This window comes from Niallia sp. XMNu-256 (assembly GCF_036670015.1).
Classification (GTDB): domain Bacteria; phylum Bacillota; class Bacilli; order Bacillales; family Cytobacillaceae; genus Bacillus_BD.
The window spans coordinates 2,554,481-2,570,508 of record NZ_CP137636.1; the positions used below are offsets into that span (position 1 = coordinate 2,554,481).

General features: G+C 36.6%; 18 protein-coding genes. 5 read left to right on the forward strand and 13 right to left on the reverse strand.

All coding sequences use genetic code 11. The features are described from left to right. Positions 1 to 79 precede the first annotated feature (79 nt). Positions 80 to 1,447 carry a sigma 54-interacting transcriptional regulator gene (locus R4Z10_RS13015; protein ID WP_338469728.1) on the reverse strand — a complete coding sequence of 456 codons (1,368 nt, stop codon included), beginning with the start codon at positions 1,445 to 1,447 and terminating at the stop codon, positions 80 to 82. Between the two features lie 245 nt (positions 1,448 to 1,692). Between R4Z10_RS13015 and R4Z10_RS13020 the strand changes: the two genes are divergently transcribed. Then, complete coding sequence (locus R4Z10_RS13020) at positions 1,693 to 2,256, forward strand: aminodeoxychorismate/anthranilate synthase component II (RefSeq protein ID WP_338469729.1); 564 nt, start codon at positions 1,693 to 1,695, stop codon at positions 2,254 to 2,256. An 18-nt stretch (positions 2,257 to 2,274) separates the two neighbouring features. Further along, complete coding sequence (gene pabB, locus R4Z10_RS13025; RefSeq protein ID WP_338469730.1) at positions 2,275 to 4,026, forward strand: aminodeoxychorismate synthase component I; 1,752 nt, start codon at positions 2,275 to 2,277, stop codon at positions 4,024 to 4,026. 54 nt (positions 4,027 to 4,080) lie between these two features. Here pabB and R4Z10_RS13030 read toward each other — a convergent pair whose 3' ends face one another. The 3 genes from R4Z10_RS13030 to R4Z10_RS13040 form a co-directional block, all read right to left on the reverse strand. Beyond that, on the reverse strand, positions 4,081 to 4,704 hold the full coding sequence (locus tag R4Z10_RS13030) for a hypothetical protein (protein ID WP_338469731.1): 624 nt from the start codon (positions 4,702 to 4,704) through the stop codon (positions 4,081 to 4,083). Positions 4,705 to 4,783: 79 nt separating this feature from the next. Beyond that, a complete protein-coding gene (locus tag R4Z10_RS13035; RefSeq protein ID WP_338469732.1) occupies positions 4,784 to 5,782 on the reverse strand; it encodes a macro domain-containing protein in 999 nt (332 codons plus the stop codon). Positions 5,783 to 5,927: 145 nt separating this feature from the next. Then, positions 5,928 to 6,476 carry an ECF transporter S component gene (locus R4Z10_RS13040; RefSeq protein WP_338469733.1) on the reverse strand — a complete coding sequence of 183 codons (549 nt, stop codon included), beginning with the start codon at positions 6,474 to 6,476 and terminating at the stop codon, positions 5,928 to 5,930. Between the two features lie 288 nt (positions 6,477 to 6,764). Between R4Z10_RS13040 and R4Z10_RS13045 the strand changes: the two genes are divergently transcribed. Then, on the forward strand, positions 6,765 to 7,613 hold the full coding sequence (locus R4Z10_RS13045) for a pyridoxamine kinase (RefSeq protein ID WP_338469734.1): 849 nt from the start codon (positions 6,765 to 6,767) through the stop codon (positions 7,611 to 7,613). A gap of 116 nt (positions 7,614 to 7,729) precedes the next feature. Here the strand turns inward: R4Z10_RS13045 and R4Z10_RS13050 are convergent, their stop codons facing one another. Together R4Z10_RS13050 and R4Z10_RS13055 are read right to left on the reverse strand one after the other, a co-directional pair. Next, complete coding sequence (locus R4Z10_RS13050) at positions 7,730 to 7,879, reverse strand: hypothetical protein (protein ID WP_338469735.1); 150 nt, start codon at positions 7,877 to 7,879, stop codon at positions 7,730 to 7,732. A gap of 385 nt (positions 7,880 to 8,264) precedes the next feature. Next, positions 8,265 to 8,726: a hypothetical protein gene (locus R4Z10_RS13055; protein WP_338469736.1), complete on the reverse strand. Its 462-nt coding sequence runs from the start codon at positions 8,724 to 8,726 to the stop codon at positions 8,265 to 8,267. Positions 8,727 to 9,070: 344 nt separating this feature from the next. On the opposite strand from R4Z10_RS13055, the gene R4Z10_RS13060 reads away from it, so the two are divergent. Next, entirely contained in the window at positions 9,071 to 9,499 is a 429-nt protein-coding gene (locus R4Z10_RS13060; protein ID WP_338469737.1) for a DUF5342 family protein, read from the forward strand. Positions 9,500 to 9,649: 150 nt separating this feature from the next. On the opposite strand, the gene R4Z10_RS13065 is transcribed toward R4Z10_RS13060, so the two are convergent. Genes R4Z10_RS13065 through R4Z10_RS13095 form a run of 7 tightly spaced genes read right to left on the reverse strand, consistent with a single transcriptional unit; the run spans position 9,650 to position 14,609 of the window. Further along, positions 9,650 to 10,474: an urease accessory protein UreD gene (locus R4Z10_RS13065; protein WP_338469738.1), complete on the reverse strand. Its 825-nt coding sequence runs from the start codon at positions 10,472 to 10,474 to the stop codon at positions 9,650 to 9,652. Position 10,475: 1 nt separating this feature from the next. Continuing rightward, positions 10,476 to 11,087, reverse strand: a complete 612-nt coding sequence (gene ureG / locus R4Z10_RS13070; protein WP_338469739.1) for an urease accessory protein UreG — start codon at positions 11,085 to 11,087, stop codon at positions 10,476 to 10,478. An 18-nt stretch (positions 11,088 to 11,105) separates the two neighbouring features. After that, positions 11,106 to 11,792 carry an urease accessory protein UreF gene (locus tag R4Z10_RS13075; protein WP_338469740.1) on the reverse strand — a complete coding sequence of 229 codons (687 nt, stop codon included), beginning with the start codon at positions 11,790 to 11,792 and terminating at the stop codon, positions 11,106 to 11,108. Then, positions 11,785 to 12,240, reverse strand: a complete 456-nt coding sequence (ureE, locus tag R4Z10_RS13080; RefSeq protein WP_338469741.1) for an urease accessory protein UreE — start codon at positions 12,238 to 12,240, stop codon at positions 11,785 to 11,787. Before ureE ends, R4Z10_RS13075 begins: the two co-directional genes overlap by 8 nt. Positions 12,241 to 12,250: 10 nt before the next feature. Further along, positions 12,251 to 13,963 carry an urease subunit alpha gene (ureC, locus tag R4Z10_RS13085; RefSeq protein WP_338469742.1) on the reverse strand — a complete coding sequence of 571 codons (1,713 nt, stop codon included), beginning with the start codon at positions 13,961 to 13,963 and terminating at the stop codon, positions 12,251 to 12,253. Then, positions 13,960 to 14,283 carry an urease subunit beta gene (gene ureB, locus R4Z10_RS13090; RefSeq protein WP_338469743.1) on the reverse strand — a complete coding sequence of 108 codons (324 nt, stop codon included), beginning with the start codon at positions 14,281 to 14,283 and terminating at the stop codon, positions 13,960 to 13,962. Before ureB ends, ureC begins: the two co-directional genes overlap by 4 nt. 23 nt (positions 14,284 to 14,306) lie before the next feature. Continuing rightward, a complete protein-coding gene (locus R4Z10_RS13095) occupies positions 14,307 to 14,609 on the reverse strand; it encodes an urease subunit gamma (RefSeq protein ID WP_338469744.1) in 303 nt (100 codons plus the stop codon). A gap of 433 nt (positions 14,610 to 15,042) precedes the next feature. Here R4Z10_RS13095 and R4Z10_RS13100 point away from each other — a divergent pair, with 433 nt between their 5' ends. Continuing rightward, positions 15,043 to 15,987, forward strand: coding sequence for an urea transporter (locus tag R4Z10_RS13100; protein WP_338469745.1), 945 nt, complete (start codon positions 15,043 to 15,045; stop codon positions 15,985 to 15,987). Positions 15,988 to 16,028 lie beyond the last annotated feature (41 nt).

Genomic DNA, 16,028 nt, shown 5'->3' on the forward strand with positions numbered 1-16,028 from the left:
AGGTGAATCTCCTTAATATGCTTGTTCTTTCACTCTAAACAGTCATAATTAAAAATAGGTAGACCGTAGTCAATTATGACTACGGTCTACCTATATATTTCTGGATTTTCCGATTGGCGGTGGATTGGCTAATTCCTAATTTTTTTCCTAATTGAATGCTACTTGGGTATTTTTCGTACATTTTTACAATAAACTCCTTTTCTACACTTTCTAAGTATTCTTCCAAAGTGAGGTCTTGCTCAGACCTGTTTATCGAATCCTCATTTGTTATATCAGAAATCGTTGTAATATCGATATCTCGGGACTCTGTCGTAACAATAATTTTTTCAATAAAATTCCGCAATTCCCGGACATTTCCTGGCCAATCTTGCCCATTAAGCCAGGCAACCACCCCTGGTGTAAAACGCTTATCCATCCCATACTTTGTATTAAATTCTTCAATAATATCATAGATTAATGGAATCATTTCCTCCCTCCGCTCTCGCAATGGCGGTATGGTTACTTTGACGACATTAATTCGATAGTATAAATCTTCTCTAAACTGTTTGTTCGCAATCATTTCTTCCAAGTTTTGATTGGTCGCACAAATAATTCTACACTTCATCTCAATTCTCTTGCTTCCACCAACCCGCATAAACGTCTGGTTCTGTAAAACAGATAAGAGCTTTACTTGAAGGTTCATTGGAAGTTCACCAATTTCATCTAGAAAAAGAGTTCCTCCGGCGGCACTTTCAAAGTATCCCTTCTTTCCTCCTCTTTTTGCCCCTGTAAAGGCTCCATCTTCATAACCAAATAGTTCAGATTCAATCAAGGATTCAGGGATCGCCCCACAGTTAATTTCAATAAACGGCTCCTTTCTTCTTGATGACATTTGGTGAATCATATTAGCGATATGATTTTTACCAACTCCGGACTCACCCTCCAGCAGAACGGTAATTCCTAAATCTGCAACTTTTTCCACAACATTTATCACCTTTTGCATTTTGGTGTTTTTAATATAAAAAGGATGAGTGGATTTCTTTTTCAGTTCTGCAATCTCTTCTCGATATTCTTGTATCGCTTTTGCGACTTGTTCATTTTCTTTTTTGAGGTATTCAAATTCGGTTATATCTCTAGAAAAGCTAATCGCTCCAATCAATGTATTCGATTCATCAAAAATTGGATATCCTGAAATGATTAGATTTCTATTGGTTTTTGTTTCTTGGATAAGCGTTTCTTCTTTCTTACTTTTTAATACACTCGCAATAACAGACGGAGAAAAAACACCTTCTTCTTCTAACTGAAAAATATTTCGCCCCATCATTTTGTCATGCGAGGTTCCGAATAATTTCTCTGCATCTTCCCCCGCAAAGACGATCCTTCCCTTTCCATCCGTAATAAAAATCTCATCAAAGGACTGTTCCAATATTTGTTGTAAAAGTATATATGCGTGTTCTTCTAAATCCATCTCCAATCCTCCTAGTCAAAATTGATTATATAGTATTCAAAAATGACTTACTATTTTAAATATTATATTATATTTTAAGGGAATTGGACAGGATAAGTATTTATTATTGAAATAGAATATAAAAAAATGCTTTGGTTTATCCATTTAAATATTTATGTTCAAAATAAAATCAGGTCACAGTATTTATAGATATTTGTTATAATAGGATAGCAAAAATATATTAAAGAAATGGAGTTAGCTTTAAATTGATCTTATTAATAGATAATTATGACTCATTTACATTTAACTTAGTTCAATATATAAAAAAAATTGGCGAAGAGGTTGAAGTCATTCGAAATGACCAAGTATCTTTAGATGATATTGAAAAGCGGAAACCAGATCATCTGCTCATTTCCCCTGGGCCCGGAACACCTGACACTGCAGGGATTTGTTTAGATATCGTCCACCGGTTCCATCAGGAGATTCCTATATTAGGCGTCTGCTTAGGTCATCAAGTAATCGCCCAAGCTTTTGGAGGGAAAGTCAGGAAAGCAAGCAAACCGATGCATGGAAAAATTTCCATTATGGACCATGATCAAAGTCAGATTTTCGAAGGGATCGCTTCCCCATGTCAGATAACAAGATATCATTCGTTAGTTGTTGATGAATCAACCTTACCAGACTGCCTTGAAATTAGTGCGAAGAGTGAAGACGGGGAAATCATGGCCCTTCGTCATAAAGATTATAAAGTCGAAGGTGTTCAGTTCCACCCGGAAGCTATTTTGACTGAAAATGGACTTCAGATTATCCAAAACTTTTTTAAAAATTAATCAGTAAAGGACGAAACAATGAATACAAATTATAACCAACAAGAACCACTCTTATCATTTGAATTTGCCTCTTCTACTGGTGAGATCAAGCCATTAACGTTTCAAAAACCTCTTCAATTAATTGTAGCTAACACCATTGAGGAGGTATATCCTTGTTTTCAACAAATCCAAAAGGCCGTTAATGAAGGCTATTATGCCGCGGGATATCTATCTTATGAAAGTGCGCCCGCCTTTGACTCAGCGTTTAAGGTAAACGAAGGGAATAAAATGCCATTACTATGGTTTGGGATCTTTTCAGAAGCGCAGCAGGCTCCTTTATCAAGCTCAGGAACGTATTCGATGTCAGATTGGAGACCGTCTGTCGAAATGAATGAGTATGATTGGGCCATTCAATCAATTCGAGAAGCGATTAAAGAAGGGAATACATACCAGACAAACTATACGATTCGTCTTAACTCTAAGTTCCAAGGTGACGATATTGCTTTTTTTGAGAAACTAAAACATGCACAATCATCCAATTATTGTGCCTATATCAACACAGGTGAGCATCGGATTTTATCTGCCTCACCAGAATTATTTTTCCATCTAGATGGAGACCATATTACAACTCGTCCAATGAAAGGAACGATTAAAAGAGGAAATTCGTTCACAGAGGATGAAGCCAATGCGAACTGGCTTTATCATTCGGAAAAAAATCGGGCTGAAAATGTAATGATTGTCGACTTATTGAGAAATGACTTAGGAATGATTGCTGAGCCTGGTACAGTTAACGTGCCAAAGCTGTTTGATATTGAACGTTATCCAACCGTACATCAAATGACTTCAACCATTACTGCAAAAATCCCAGATCAGACGCAATTATGGGATGTTTTCAGAGCTCTATTTCCATGCGGTTCAATTACAGGGGCACCAAAGATTAGCACGATGGAAATTATCTCTAACTTAGAGAAAACCCCACGAGAAGTCTACTGTGGAGCGATCGGCTATATCACACCAAACCGTGAAGCCATCTTTAATGTCCCGATCCGCACGGTGATCATTGAGGAAAAGACAGGTATCGCGACATATGGAGTTGGCGGTGGGATTACATGGGATTCAACAACGAATGATGAGTATCATGAAGTGATTACAAAAGCAAACGTCCTTAAGCAAAGTAGACCTGTGTTTCAATTATTAGAAAGTTTATTATTAAAAGACGGAGAGTATATCTTGCTTGACGAACACCTCAATCGTCTTAAAAACTCTGCAGAATACTTTCGTTTTTCATGTCCTATTGAAGATATAAAGCAATCTTTCCATCAATTTGCTAAGGAAAATCGCCATGGTGAGATTAAAGTTCGATTCTTATTAGACAAGAATGGTGAAATAACGATTGAAGGCCAACCGATTACACCGTTTAATGAACCATTACAGATTGCCTTAGCCCATGAACCATTGGAAAAGAACAATCCGTTTTTATACCATAAAACAACAAACAGAACCGTTTATTCGCAATTTCAAAAGGGAAATCCTCATGTTTTTGACGTGCTCCTTTGGAATAAAGATGGCGAAATAACGGAGTTTACCAATGGAAATGTGGTGTTAGAAATTGATGGTATGTTATGGACACCTCCTGTAGAAAGTGGTCTATTGGCAGGTACTTATCGTGAGAAGCTATTAAATGAAGGAAAAGTTCGCGAAAAGATTTTAACAGTGGAAGACTTAAAAACATATGATAGAATCTTTTTTATTAATAGTGTAAGAAAATCGCTCGAAGTTCAACTTATTTAAAAGAAGTGCTAGGCATCTTCCTTTTGACTGAAAGATGCCTAGCACTTTTATTTCTTAATTCATTACTACCTTCCATGTTCGATCAAGCTGCTTTCCACTTCGCAGGTTGATTACTGCTTCGCTGACCGCCTCGTAATTAAGCTGTGTCCCTGCAGAATCAGCATGATAATCAACAGCAAAGTCCTCGTCAATTCCGAATTGTGAAGCAGTTGAAATGGCATCGATATTAGCTCCAAGAAACAAGAAATTCCAGTCATCGTTCTGCTTTTGATATTCAATCATTTTTTTAATTTGATCTGTTGTGTATTCCCTACTCGCATTCTCCATTCCATCTGTTGTTATTACAAATAAAATTTGGTTTGATCGTTCTTCTACAAGGGTTCTTTTTTGTATATGAATCATTTTTTGAATGGTAATCCCTATCGCATCTAATAGCGCAGTCGTTCCCTCTACTTCATAATCTTTTTCAGTCATAGGTAAGACTCCTTTAATAGGCATCCGGTCGTGTAATAATGTATAACGATGATCGAATAATACATTCGTAACGAACGCTTCTCCTTCCGCTTTTTGTTGTTTTTTCAGCATTGCGTTGAATCCTCCGATGGTATCCCCTTCAAGCTCTGCCATTGAACCACTTTTATCCAAAATAAACACTAGCTCCGTTCGATTTCTTGTCACCCTAATCATCCTCTCGCTCTTTTAATACACTTAGGATAACAACTAATTAAATAGAAAAGGTCGCTTCCAGAGCGACATTTTATGAACCAAGTAATGGTTGATCAAAGGCAAATAAAGCCTCATTGATTTCATGGATATTATAGCTATCTTGTTGAATGAAAAATTCAACAATCACGTCAAATTTATGGCTATGTGATAAGGCATACCCCGCGGTTTCTAATAGTTCAATCGTTTCTTCTAAATTTAATTGTAAGGCAACCGCCAAAGCAAGAACAGTTTTCTTTTTTGGTGAATAATCGTTTCCAGTACGAATTTTTGAAAATAATCTACGGTCCATATTTGCTTTTTTGTACACCTCTACATCTGTCATTCCTTTTTCATCAATTATCCGTAGCAGTCGTTTGGAAAAAGGTTCATCCAGCTGGTTCAGTAGCGAGACTAGCGATTGACCCTCTTCTATCTTAACATCCTGGTCGTTCATTTTCTGATCCCAATCGTAATAAGTAAGCTCTTCTAATCGATTTCTTTGGAATGTGCTCTCGAATTCCTCCACATAATACTCATTAATATACTCTTGAATAGAGGAAAACAATTTTTTACTTAAACCAAAAGTATTTTTATCAAATACGACTAAATACACCTGCATGTCATATTGGAATAAAAAGGAACTGATGGTAGATACAGCAATTTGTAACGCTTCTTCTTTCGGATAACCATATATCCCTGTTGATATTAACGGAAAAGCAATTGTCTGACATTGGTAGCCTTTTGCTAGATTTAAAGAATTTTCATAAGAAGCCTTCAGCAAATCCGCTTCTTGATACAAACCACCCTGCCAAATCGGACCAGGCGTATGAATAATCCACTTGGCATCAAGCTTAAACCCAGGGGTGATCACCGCTTCTCCGACCTTACAGCCTCCAATTTTATAGCATGCCTCCTGCAGTTCTTCTTCTCCTGCTTCACGAAAAATTGCCCCGCATACTCCCCCGCCCATTTGTAATTGGGGGTTGGCAGCATTCACAATCACATCTACCTTCATTTTAGTAATATCATTACGCACAATTTCTAATGGCATAGTAGCAACTCTCCTCTTACTTTATACTCTATACTTTTATCATATCGATTTTAAAGAAATTTAAAAGGAGAATAATAAAAATGGATGGTATCGTCACCATCCATTTTGTTATTATTTAAGGCTCTTTTACTTTACAAAAACAGCCTTATTTAAAATAAGAAACTTTCTTAAGTGCTATACAAACAGGTAGAGCAATAGTCATCCCTATCGCATTTTGAAGAAGGTCTCCAGGAATTGAAGTTAACGGAACAATCCAATTGCCATATAGAATTACTTCTCCAATATAGTAGATTGCAATCATTACTGGAATCGATACAAGAGTTGCGACAACATTTAAAGCAAAGCTACTCCCTTTTCTTCCTCTTGACCAAGCGATTTTACCAACAATGTATCCTTGTACCCCACGCGCAACAATTGTAATTGGAGCCCAAATTAACCATCCTCCTACTAAATCAAATAACCCCATTCCAATTGCACCTGCAAGCGCTCCCTTTTTTGGCCCAAATAAAATCGATGCAATAAATAGCATAGCCGTTCCTAAATGAATCAATCCACCATTTATTGAAATGGGTAATTTAATATTTAAAAAAAATGTCGATAAAAATACAAGCGCTACTAACATAGATGTCATAATGAGATCGAATGTTTTTTGCCCCGCTTTTGAATAACTTTGTGTGTTTTCTAAATTCTGCATAGCTAAACCCTTCCTTATTACGTATTTTTTATGATTTTACCATCAGAATGGAATATAGAAAAGTGCCATTATACGTAGCTAAATCAGTCCATAATTCTTCTGATTGATTAATTGTAAAAAGGGCAAAGCTTAAGATAAACTTACATAATATCTGGCCTCCTGTTTTTTACTCGAAACCTCGTGCTTTTTGTAAATATTTGCAGTCTAAATAATAACATTTTTCGACATCCTTAATTTGTGGTAATATTAAAGTTAGTTTTAGGTGGATTTGTATTTTTGGAGGTTATAATGAAAAAAGTTGCAGTCATACAGGATCTATCATCTTTTGGAAAATGTTCATTAACTGCTGCGATCCCCGTTCTGTCGGTAATGGGTGTACATGCATGCCCTCTACCAACTGCTATACTTTCTGCACAAACGGGTTATCCAAGTTATTATTTTGAAGACTTTACTTCAAAAATGAACCATTTTACGGATGAATGGAGTAAACTTAATGTAACCTTTGACGGAATTGCTACAGGTTTCGTTACTGGTGAAGAGCAAATACATAATATTTTTCAATTTTTTGAAAGATTTTACAAAAGAGAAACCGTTTTATTAGTTGATCCTGTTATGGGAGATACCGGAGAGGTCTATAAAATATTTACCGATAAATTACTCATACTTATGAGGGAACTTGTGAAGCATGCAGATGTGCTCACTCCTAATGTAACGGAATGTTGTTTATTAACTGGCATTTCCTATGAAAAACTCCATAGCTTTTCCAATGAAAAGGATTATCTAAAAGCAATTGAAGAGGCTGGAATTCGATTGCAACAAGAAACGAGTGCACAGGTGATCGTCACGGGAATCAATCCTCCTGCTATAGATGGCGAAAAACAGTACATTGGAAATATGTATTTGGACGGTCATAAAACCTTTTATCGCGCAATGCCTTATAATGGAAAAAGCTTTTCTGGGACCGGTGATTTATTTGCCTCTGTAATTATGGGAAGCCTTATGCGTGGGGATCAATTAGAAGAGTCCGTAAAGCTAGCAATGGCATTCCTTTCTGAGGCTATTAAGGATGCTACCACAGCAGAAGTTCCAGAAGTCGAAGGCGTTTATTTTGAAAAATATTTAAGTATGCTATTATAAAGTAAAACTAACCGTCGGTGCGTGGGATTTCCATCCCACCAACACAGATGGTTAGTTTTATTTTAATTATAAGCGTATAGCTCGATATGTTGAACAGTACTTAATGAATGAAACATTTATAATTCGAGAAACTTTCGAGCGTAGTATTCTGTTTCTTCATCTAATTTCTCTTCCTTTTTTAATTTATCAATTTTGTCTTTATTGTCATCTGCAACCCCTTGGAAATTCCCTTGATAATTTTGTTTTTCTCCTTTATCTTTAGCCAAAACTATTCCTCCTACCTTAACTAAATTTGGGTGTTTTCCCTTTATAGTTTGTATTCAAATTAATACTTTAATTCTAATTTGCATAGGAATTGATATGTTGTTCACAATTACAATACAAATTCTTTAAAAACTACTATTATGAGAATTCGTGTCTCTGATGCACTGGGTGGCGGCTCAGTATTTGCTTAACGTCAAAATTCTTAACTTGCGATTTTTCAGCAATCTCCTCCGTCTTTATTCCCCCCCCAATCCTTGACATAGTAAGAGGCTGTCCTATTTATTAGGAGACATGCCCACACTTGCAATGAATTTTTTACATCTTACTTAGAATGTTTATACCCACGTAAAATGAAATCTAAACAGGACTCAATTCCTTTCGTCAATCTTAGGATGGATTAAATCCTCTTTCATGAATCTCCGTTTCAATCACTTCAACATGTTCATCGTTTAGCTTCTGTTTTGGATGAGGATGAAACCATTGGATTTCCCCGTTGTGAACAAATCCTTTGTATTCGTCTTCATCTATTTTAAGTATGACTTGGCGGCGTTCGTGTGGGCGGTCTTTAAACACTTGCATCATTTCCATTTTTTTAATCCCACTGGAAATCCCTTGTTGCCCTAACAATTTATGAACTTCGTTTTCGATTTTATTCACTTTTTCCTCACTCAGAGTTTGATTGGGGTAAGGATGCATCCACGTAATTTCACCCTCATGAAAATGCCCTTTATACTCATCTCCATCAACAGTAAAAGAGAATTCATGTCTTCTATGTACTGGATGGTGACTAACTAGTTCCTCGACTTCAAAATTCTTAACTTTCGGTGTTTCAATATTTTCCTTCGTCATCGTTTTTTCCCCCTATTAATTGACCTATTAAGAGGATGTCCTAATCTTTAGGAAACATAACTCATTTTTATAACCTGTCAAACATTTTTTTTGTCTAATTATGGCTCCCCTATGTTTAAAAATACAATTAATCTTATTAAAGCAGATGTAAAATTTGTTAAAAAAAAGTTATTATTAATAATATTATTTTCAGTTTTTTTATGTTAGACTAATAGATTCATTCAATAGAATGATCAATAGAGTCTCATTAAATTCTAATGTTGCTATTATGTTTATCTAATTTTAAAGGACTATTCTTTTAACTAGATCACATGAACGATAAAAAAATTTGGAGGTTGTTTATTTTGTTTAATAATTTTGAAATAGAAAAAACGATGTTTGAAGGACAAGTTCATGAAAGATATCAGTTTGTAATTAATTGTGAGGAATGCATCTACAAAGGACTTTATCATAATAATGGAGATATTACTTGGTTTCATCCTCAGCCCCAAAACGATATGGCGGAAGAATATTTAATCGATATTGAAAAAAAAGTTCACGAGAAAATGCAAGATCCGTTTTCTTTAGTTAATAATTTTAATATCGAAAAAAAGATGTTTGAGGGACAAATTCATGAAAGATATCAGTTTTCATTTAGTTATGAAGAAAATCAATACAAAGGGATTTATCATGATGGAGATATTAGTTGGTTTCATCCTCATCCTCTAAACGATCTTGAGAAAGAGAATTTAACTAATATTGAAGAAGAGGTTCACATTAAGTTACAAAATTAACATTTTTAAGATTTTCTAAAAATATTGGCAAGAAAATACCTTTCTATAAAACGGAAGGTGTTTCCTTTTTTAAAATACGAATTTTTATCATCCCTCTTCCCCCTTTCCATGAAAAACCCAGCAACTGCGGATCATTGCTGGGTTTCCATACTAATATTTTCTTAGAAAACTCGGTTTTTTGTTAAATATTTCTTCACTAAACATCTGATGTACATCAGCAAATATTTTCTCTATCATTTGCGTTTTATTAGCTAATACCCGTACAGTAAATCCTGGAATAGGCAGCAGGGACAAACCTATTTTTCCTTCTTTTAAATGGACATATGACGTCTCGTATAAACGATCCAAAAACTCATGATTGATTTTCTCATTAATCACTATCAATGAACCCAAATGAGAAAATCCTTCCATCAATCCTAGACCCTTGATGTCTTGATTAGCTGGATTTAATTTTATATGATCAAATACAATCAACTCATTTTCCATATAAATTTCATTTATGAGTTGGAGAGTATCGTAACTAAACTTTTCTCCACTAGGTGACCATCCTGGTGTGATGATATCAGAGTAGAAAAGGGTACATCCTTTTTGCATATGTATGACTGTTTTTTGTTTATAACGTGCATCTTCATATCCGATAAGGGGATCAGGAATATACTCAAGATAACTCTCATCCTTTAAATTAAATTCAACTTCTTGATACGCATGTGTACGAGGCGTTCGATATATTTTAGTTGCCCCTTGGGTCGTTAAGGTGAGTTTCGCTCCTTTTTCTAATGCTACTTTCATTTGATAGCGGTCACCATCTAAATATCCACCACCCGGGTTTAACAGATAATAACACAATTGACCAGATTCATCATGATAGATGGGACGCATTACTTTAAATGCTCCTTGGAAATACACATTGTTTGCGACCGTCTTCCCTTTTCTATCTTCAACACCTAGGCGCAAAACTCCTGTCCAGTCCGCCATCTTACTCCAGTCCCTTTAATAGAGCATTTTTCTTAATCCAGTCAATGACCTCATCCAAACCTGTATTATCTTTTAAATTTGTAAACACAAACGGTTTATCTCCTCGAAAAACCTTTGTATCTGATTCCATCACATCTAAGCTTGCTCCAACATAAGGCGCTAAATCAGTTTTATTGATGATAAATAAATCTGATTTAATCATCCCTTGTCCGCCTTTACGTGGAATCTTTTCCCCTTGTGCTACATCAATAATGTAAATGGAAAAATCAACGAGTTCAGGGCTGAAAGTAGCCGCCAAGTTATCTCCACCACTTTCGACAAAAATCAGCTCAACATCTGGGTGTTTTGCTTTCAATTCATCGATAGCAGCAAAATTCATCGAAGCATCTTCACGAATGGCTGTATGGGGACATCCACCTGTCTCCACACCGATGATGCGATCCGCTGGAAGTACGCCATTTTTCATTAAAAATTTTGCATCTTCTTTTGTATAAATATCATTTGTAACAACAGCCATACTAATTTCATCGTGCAAATGACGAGTTAATTTTTCAACTAACATGGTCTTTCCTGCGCCAACAGGTCCACCTACACCAATTTTAATCGGTTCCATTACTAACACTTCCTCTTGTTATGACATAAAAATTCGAATATTTACACGTTCATGTTTCATCTGAGATAACTCCAGTCCAGGTGAAACAATCCCAAAATCCTCTTCATGTAAATGTAAGATTTTCTCTGTTGCTTCAATTAACGTATTATTAAATTCCTGAATCGTCTTTTGACCAGCCGTTTGCCCTAAAGGAATTGCTCGAACCGCGTTTTGTACAAGACTAGAGACAGTTGAATACAAATAGTATAAAATCGTTGTTGATTTTGGAACTTCTAAATGATGACCGACAATCGTAAAAACAATCGCTGGATGACCGAATGATTGCTTCTTATTAATGCGCTCCCGGTAATCTGACAGGATCGGGATATCATAAAGGGATTGGACGAGACTTAGCATCCGTTCACCGATTCGATGAGTTCCTTCTCTCGTTTCACGTGGTAAATTTTGCACTGCCAGCTTGCGGTCAATTCTCCACACTTGTTGAAAGTCTTCTTTCTCTAATGATTCATAAACAAGGCGAGAAGCTAGCCCATCTGAATAGATGAGTTGTTCGAATACATACGCATGAAGCCACTGTAAAAATGTTGCTTGATCATGAATTTTATCTTCTTGAATATAAGTCTCAAGACCATACGAATGACTAAAAGCACCTGTAGGGAAATTTGAATCGCACATTTGGAATAATGATAAAATATTTTTATCCATGGCTATGTCCTATATGGCGAAAGGCCTGTTTGACCTTTCGCTCTTCACGTTTGAACGGTATTTGTAGATCTTGTAGTAATTCTTCTACAAGATAATCATACTGAACAAGCATGACATCTTCTTCAAATTGGGCTGGAAGGTGACGGTTTCCTAATTGATGGGCGATTGTTCCCATCTCCTTGAGACTTCGTGGTTGGATGACTAATAAGTCATCAGAAAGAACATCAATGACGATTAGATTTTTATCATCCATATAAAGTACATCACCAGCGATAAGGTCCTTGGGGTCTTTTAAACGAATCCCAATTTCTTTTCCATGATCGGTCTTCACCCGCTGAATTCGTTTCACTAAATCCGCACTTTCTAAAAAAACCTTCTCAATATGGCGTTTTTCAATTTCTTCTTTATTCATTTTTTCCATATTTGTTACAATTTGTTCAACAATCAATACTTTCACCTCAGAATAGGAAATATCGCTGTCCCATCGGTACCTTATCAACAGGGTCACATGTAATTATTTCTCCGTTCACTCTTACTTCATACGTTTGCGGATCTACTGTGAGTTCAGGGGTTTCGGAATTCAGTTTCATATCCTTCTTCGTTAACTTCCGAATACCGCGAACTGGAAGAATGAGTTTTTGCAAACCAAGCCTTTCATGTAATTTTTCGTCATAAGCAGCTTGAGAAATAAACGTAATATTCGAACTTGATCGTGCTTTTCCAAACTGAGCATACATTGGACGAAAAATAACAGGCTGTGGGGTTGGAATCGACGCATTAGAATCTCCCATTAAGCCTTCTACAACAAACCCATTTTTCAGAACCATTTCAGGTTTTACACCGAAAAAGGCTGGATTCCAAATAACAAGGTCCGCTATTTTCCCTACTTCAATCGAGCCAACATATTCAGAAATCCCATGAGTAATCGCAGGATTAATGGTATATTTTGCTACATAGCGTTTCGCACGGTTATTATCTGAAAGCTTGCTGTCTCCTTCCATTGTTCCTCTTTGTTTCTTCATTTTATCGGCTACTTGCCACGTTCGTAAAACAACTTCGCCAACCCGTCCCATTGCTTGAGCATCTGAACTAGTCATACTAAAGACACCCATGTCTTGAAGAATATCTTCCGCAGCGATGGTTTCACGTCTAATCCGTGAATCAGCAAAAGCAATGTCTTCAGGGATCGATGGATTTAAATGGTGACACACCATTAACATATCTAAATGTTCATCGATTGTATTAACCGTATAAGGCAAAGTTGGATTAGTCGAAGATGGCAAGACATTCATATAACTAGCCGATTTGATTAAATCGGGAGCATGTCCCCCGCCTGCCCCTTCCGTATGATACATATGGATCACTCGATCTTTTAGTGCTGCCATTGTATTTTCTACAAATCCAGATTCATTTAAGGTATCAGCATGAAGGGCAACCTGTACATCGTACTCATCTGCAACACTTAAGGCATGGTCAAGGGCTGAAGGAGTTGCTCCCCAGTCTTCATGAACCTTCAATCCAATCACACCTGCCCGTACTTGTTCTGCAAGAGGTTCTTTCGTTGCTGCATGTCCTTTTCCTGTGAACCCAACATTAATCGGTAACTCTTCAGCTGCTTCAAGCATACGATGCATATGCCATTCACCAGGTGTGACCGTAGTCGCTTTTGATCCTGCAGCAGGACCTGTTCCTCCCCCGATTAAAGTAGTAAGTCCGGCAGTTAATGCAGTTCTTACCTGATCTGGATTAATAAAGTGAACATGCGTATCAATTCCCCCGGCAGTGACAATCATCCCTTCACCAGCAATGATTTCAGTGCCTGCTCCGATAATAATATCCACTTTATCCATGATTAACGGGTTACCAGCTTTTCCAATTCCAGCAATTTTCCCGTCACGAATGCCAATATCTGCTTTATAAATACCCGTGTAATCTAAGATGACTACATTTGTAATTACGGTATCTGCGATTCCATCTCCTCTCGTTACTAGAGGATGCATTCCCATTCCATCACGGATAACCTTTCCACCACCAAAGACAACCTCGTCCCCATATGAGGTATAATCTTTTTCTACTCTAATGAATAAATCTGTATCTGCTAGACGAATTGAATCACCTGTAGTAGGGCCGTACATTTCAGCATATTGCTTTCTTGGCATCTTGAAACTCATTGGTTATCCCCCTTTTCTACTGACCCATCCACCATATTATTAAAACCATACACACGTCGTTCTCCGGCGTAAGGAACTAGTTCAATTTCTTTCTCATCACCAGGTTCGAAACGAACAGCTGCGCCTGCTGGAATGTTGAGTCGCTTTCCGATTGTTTCTTCTCGATTAAATTGAAGAGCTTCATTTACTTCAAAAAAATGATAATGGGATCCAACCTGCACAGGACGATCACCTGTATTAATTACCGTTACTTTGCTTGGGGTTCTCCCAGCATTACAAATGATGTCTTCCTCTTTTAAAAATAATTGTCCCGGCTCCATTTACATATTCTCCTTATCTATTTTTATTTAATCGGACTATGTACAGTCACTAGTTTTGTTCCATCTGGAAAAGTTGCTTCTACTTGAATATCATCAAGCATTTCTGAAATGCCCTCCATTACTTCATCTCGTGATAAAATGGTTGTTCCATACTCCATTAATTCTGCAACCGTCTTTCCATCCCGTGCACCTTCTAATACTTCATAAGTAATTAGCGCAACCGCTTCTGGATAGTTTAATTTTAGTCCTCTTTCTTTTCGGCGTTTGGCTAAGTCAGCAGCAACCACAATCATGAGCTTGTCTATCTCTCGTGGTAATAATTGCATAGGTAAGCCTCCTTATATTATTAATAAATTCAAATATTTGATCTCACCATATAAAGCATCACCAAAAAAAGGAATTCTAATCAATTAATAATCTTGTATTAAAATCTTTTTGTTCATTTGTCGTCCAATGTAATATTCCGATAGGTAATTTAACAAACTATGCTTAATGATTCTCCCTATGAACTATATAAAATGAAATATCCATCAGTCGGTGGGGATTTTTCCATCTCACACTGATAGTTAGTCAGGCTAGCAACCTTTCCAGTCACACTTCGGTTGCCATAGACGTATTTTATCTGCATTCATTAATTTACAGTCCTTTACAGGCATTTGATCACCGCCTGTTCATATTCGTTATACTCTACGTCTTTAGAAAAAAACTTACTGCCCGTTAAGCCTGATAAAATAAAATAATTAAGAAAAGGATTTTATGATGAAAACAGACAAGCAAACATCTTTAAAGGATGGAGTGTTCTTTCGCTTACTAACAGCATCTCTCAAAGGGATTTCTCAAGTTATCTTGATTGAAAATGCGATAACTGGGCTTCTTATTCTTATAGCCATCAGCATTGAATCCTACTATTTAGGAATTATTGCACTGTTATCTTCTATCATCGGTACTTTAATGGGGAAATTTGGTGGTGCAGCTGAAATGAGTATCAATCAAGGTTTACTGGGATTTAATTCTGTGTTAACTGGAATGGCATTGGCACTTTTCTTAAGCGGTCCTTATATGTGGGTAATTGCATTAGTTGGTTCAGCTGTGGCAGCCATTTTTACGGCAACGATGATGCATTTTATGCAAAAAACTGAAATTCCCATTCTCACATTTCCTTTTATTATTTTGACATGGTTAATTCTACTGGCCACATACAAATTAAAAGGGATAACATTGAGTTCCGAATTGGAACCTCAAAATTTGATTTATTGGGAATTAAATATTGCTGGAGAAATCAATTTAGCAGAAGGAATATTCAATGGGATTGGACAAGTATTTTTCTTGGATAACAGCATCTCTGGCTTCATTCTATTTATCGCTGTCTTTGTAGGTGGAAAAAAGTTGGGACTTTATGCTGTCATTGGAAATGTAGCGGCCATTATCATTGCCTACATTTTAGGGGGGGAACATTCATTAATTGCATTAGGTCTTTATGGTTATAATGCGATTTTAACGATTATTGCGGTTTCTGTTGTTTTTAATCAAGAACATAATCGGTTTGCTCTGTTATCAGGTATTATCGCAGCTTGCTTAACTGTCCCTATAGCGGCGGGAATTAGTACATTTCTTTTACCTTATGGACTCCCTGTCTTAACCATGCCGTTTGTACTTTGTTCCTGGTTGATGTTAAGTGCAAGGAAAATAATGCCCAACCTGTAATTTGGATTACTTTATTAATTAAATTCGGTGTCCCGCTATAT

Coding starts and splice junctions, on each gene's coding strand:
- R4Z10_RS13075 (WP_338469740.1), bottom strand. CDS start 11,792: ATGGATAAAAATATTTTATCATTATTCCAAATGTGCGATTCAAATTTC.
- ureG (WP_338469739.1), bottom strand. CDS start 11,087: ATGGAACCGATTAAAATTGGTGTAGGTGGACCTGTTGGCGCAGGAAAG.
- R4Z10_RS13065 (WP_338469738.1), bottom strand. CDS start 10,474: ATGGCGGACTGGACAGGAGTTTTGCGCCTAGGTGTTGAAGATAGAAAA.
- ureB (WP_338469743.1), bottom strand. CDS start 14,283: ATGGAGCCGGGACAATTATTTTTAAAAGAGGAAGACATCATTTGTAAT.
- R4Z10_RS13055 (WP_338469736.1), bottom strand. CDS start 8,726: ATGACGAAGGAAAATATTGAAACACCGAAAGTTAAGAATTTTGAAGTC.
- R4Z10_RS13095 (WP_338469744.1), bottom strand. CDS start 14,609: ATGCAATTATTACCACGAGAGATAGACAAGCTCATGATTGTGGTTGCT.
- ureC (WP_338469742.1), bottom strand. CDS start 13,963: ATGAGTTTCAAGATGCCAAGAAAGCAATATGCTGAAATGTACGGCCCT.
- R4Z10_RS13035 (WP_338469732.1), bottom strand. CDS start 5,782: ATGCCATTAGAAATTGTGCGTAATGATATTACTAAAATGAAGGTAGAT.
- R4Z10_RS13045 (WP_338469734.1), top strand. CDS start 6,765: ATGAAAAAAGTTGCAGTCATACAGGATCTATCATCTTTTGGAAAATGT.
- R4Z10_RS13040 (WP_338469733.1), bottom strand. CDS start 6,476: ATGCAGAATTTAGAAAACACACAAAGTTATTCAAAAGCGGGGCAAAAA.
- R4Z10_RS13100 (WP_338469745.1), top strand. CDS start 15,043: ATGAAAACAGACAAGCAAACATCTTTAAAGGATGGAGTGTTCTTTCGC.
- R4Z10_RS13015 (WP_338469728.1), bottom strand. CDS start 1,447: ATGGATTTAGAAGAACACGCATATATACTTTTACAACAAATATTGGAA.
- pabB (WP_338469730.1), top strand. CDS start 2,275: ATGAATACAAATTATAACCAACAAGAACCACTCTTATCATTTGAATTT.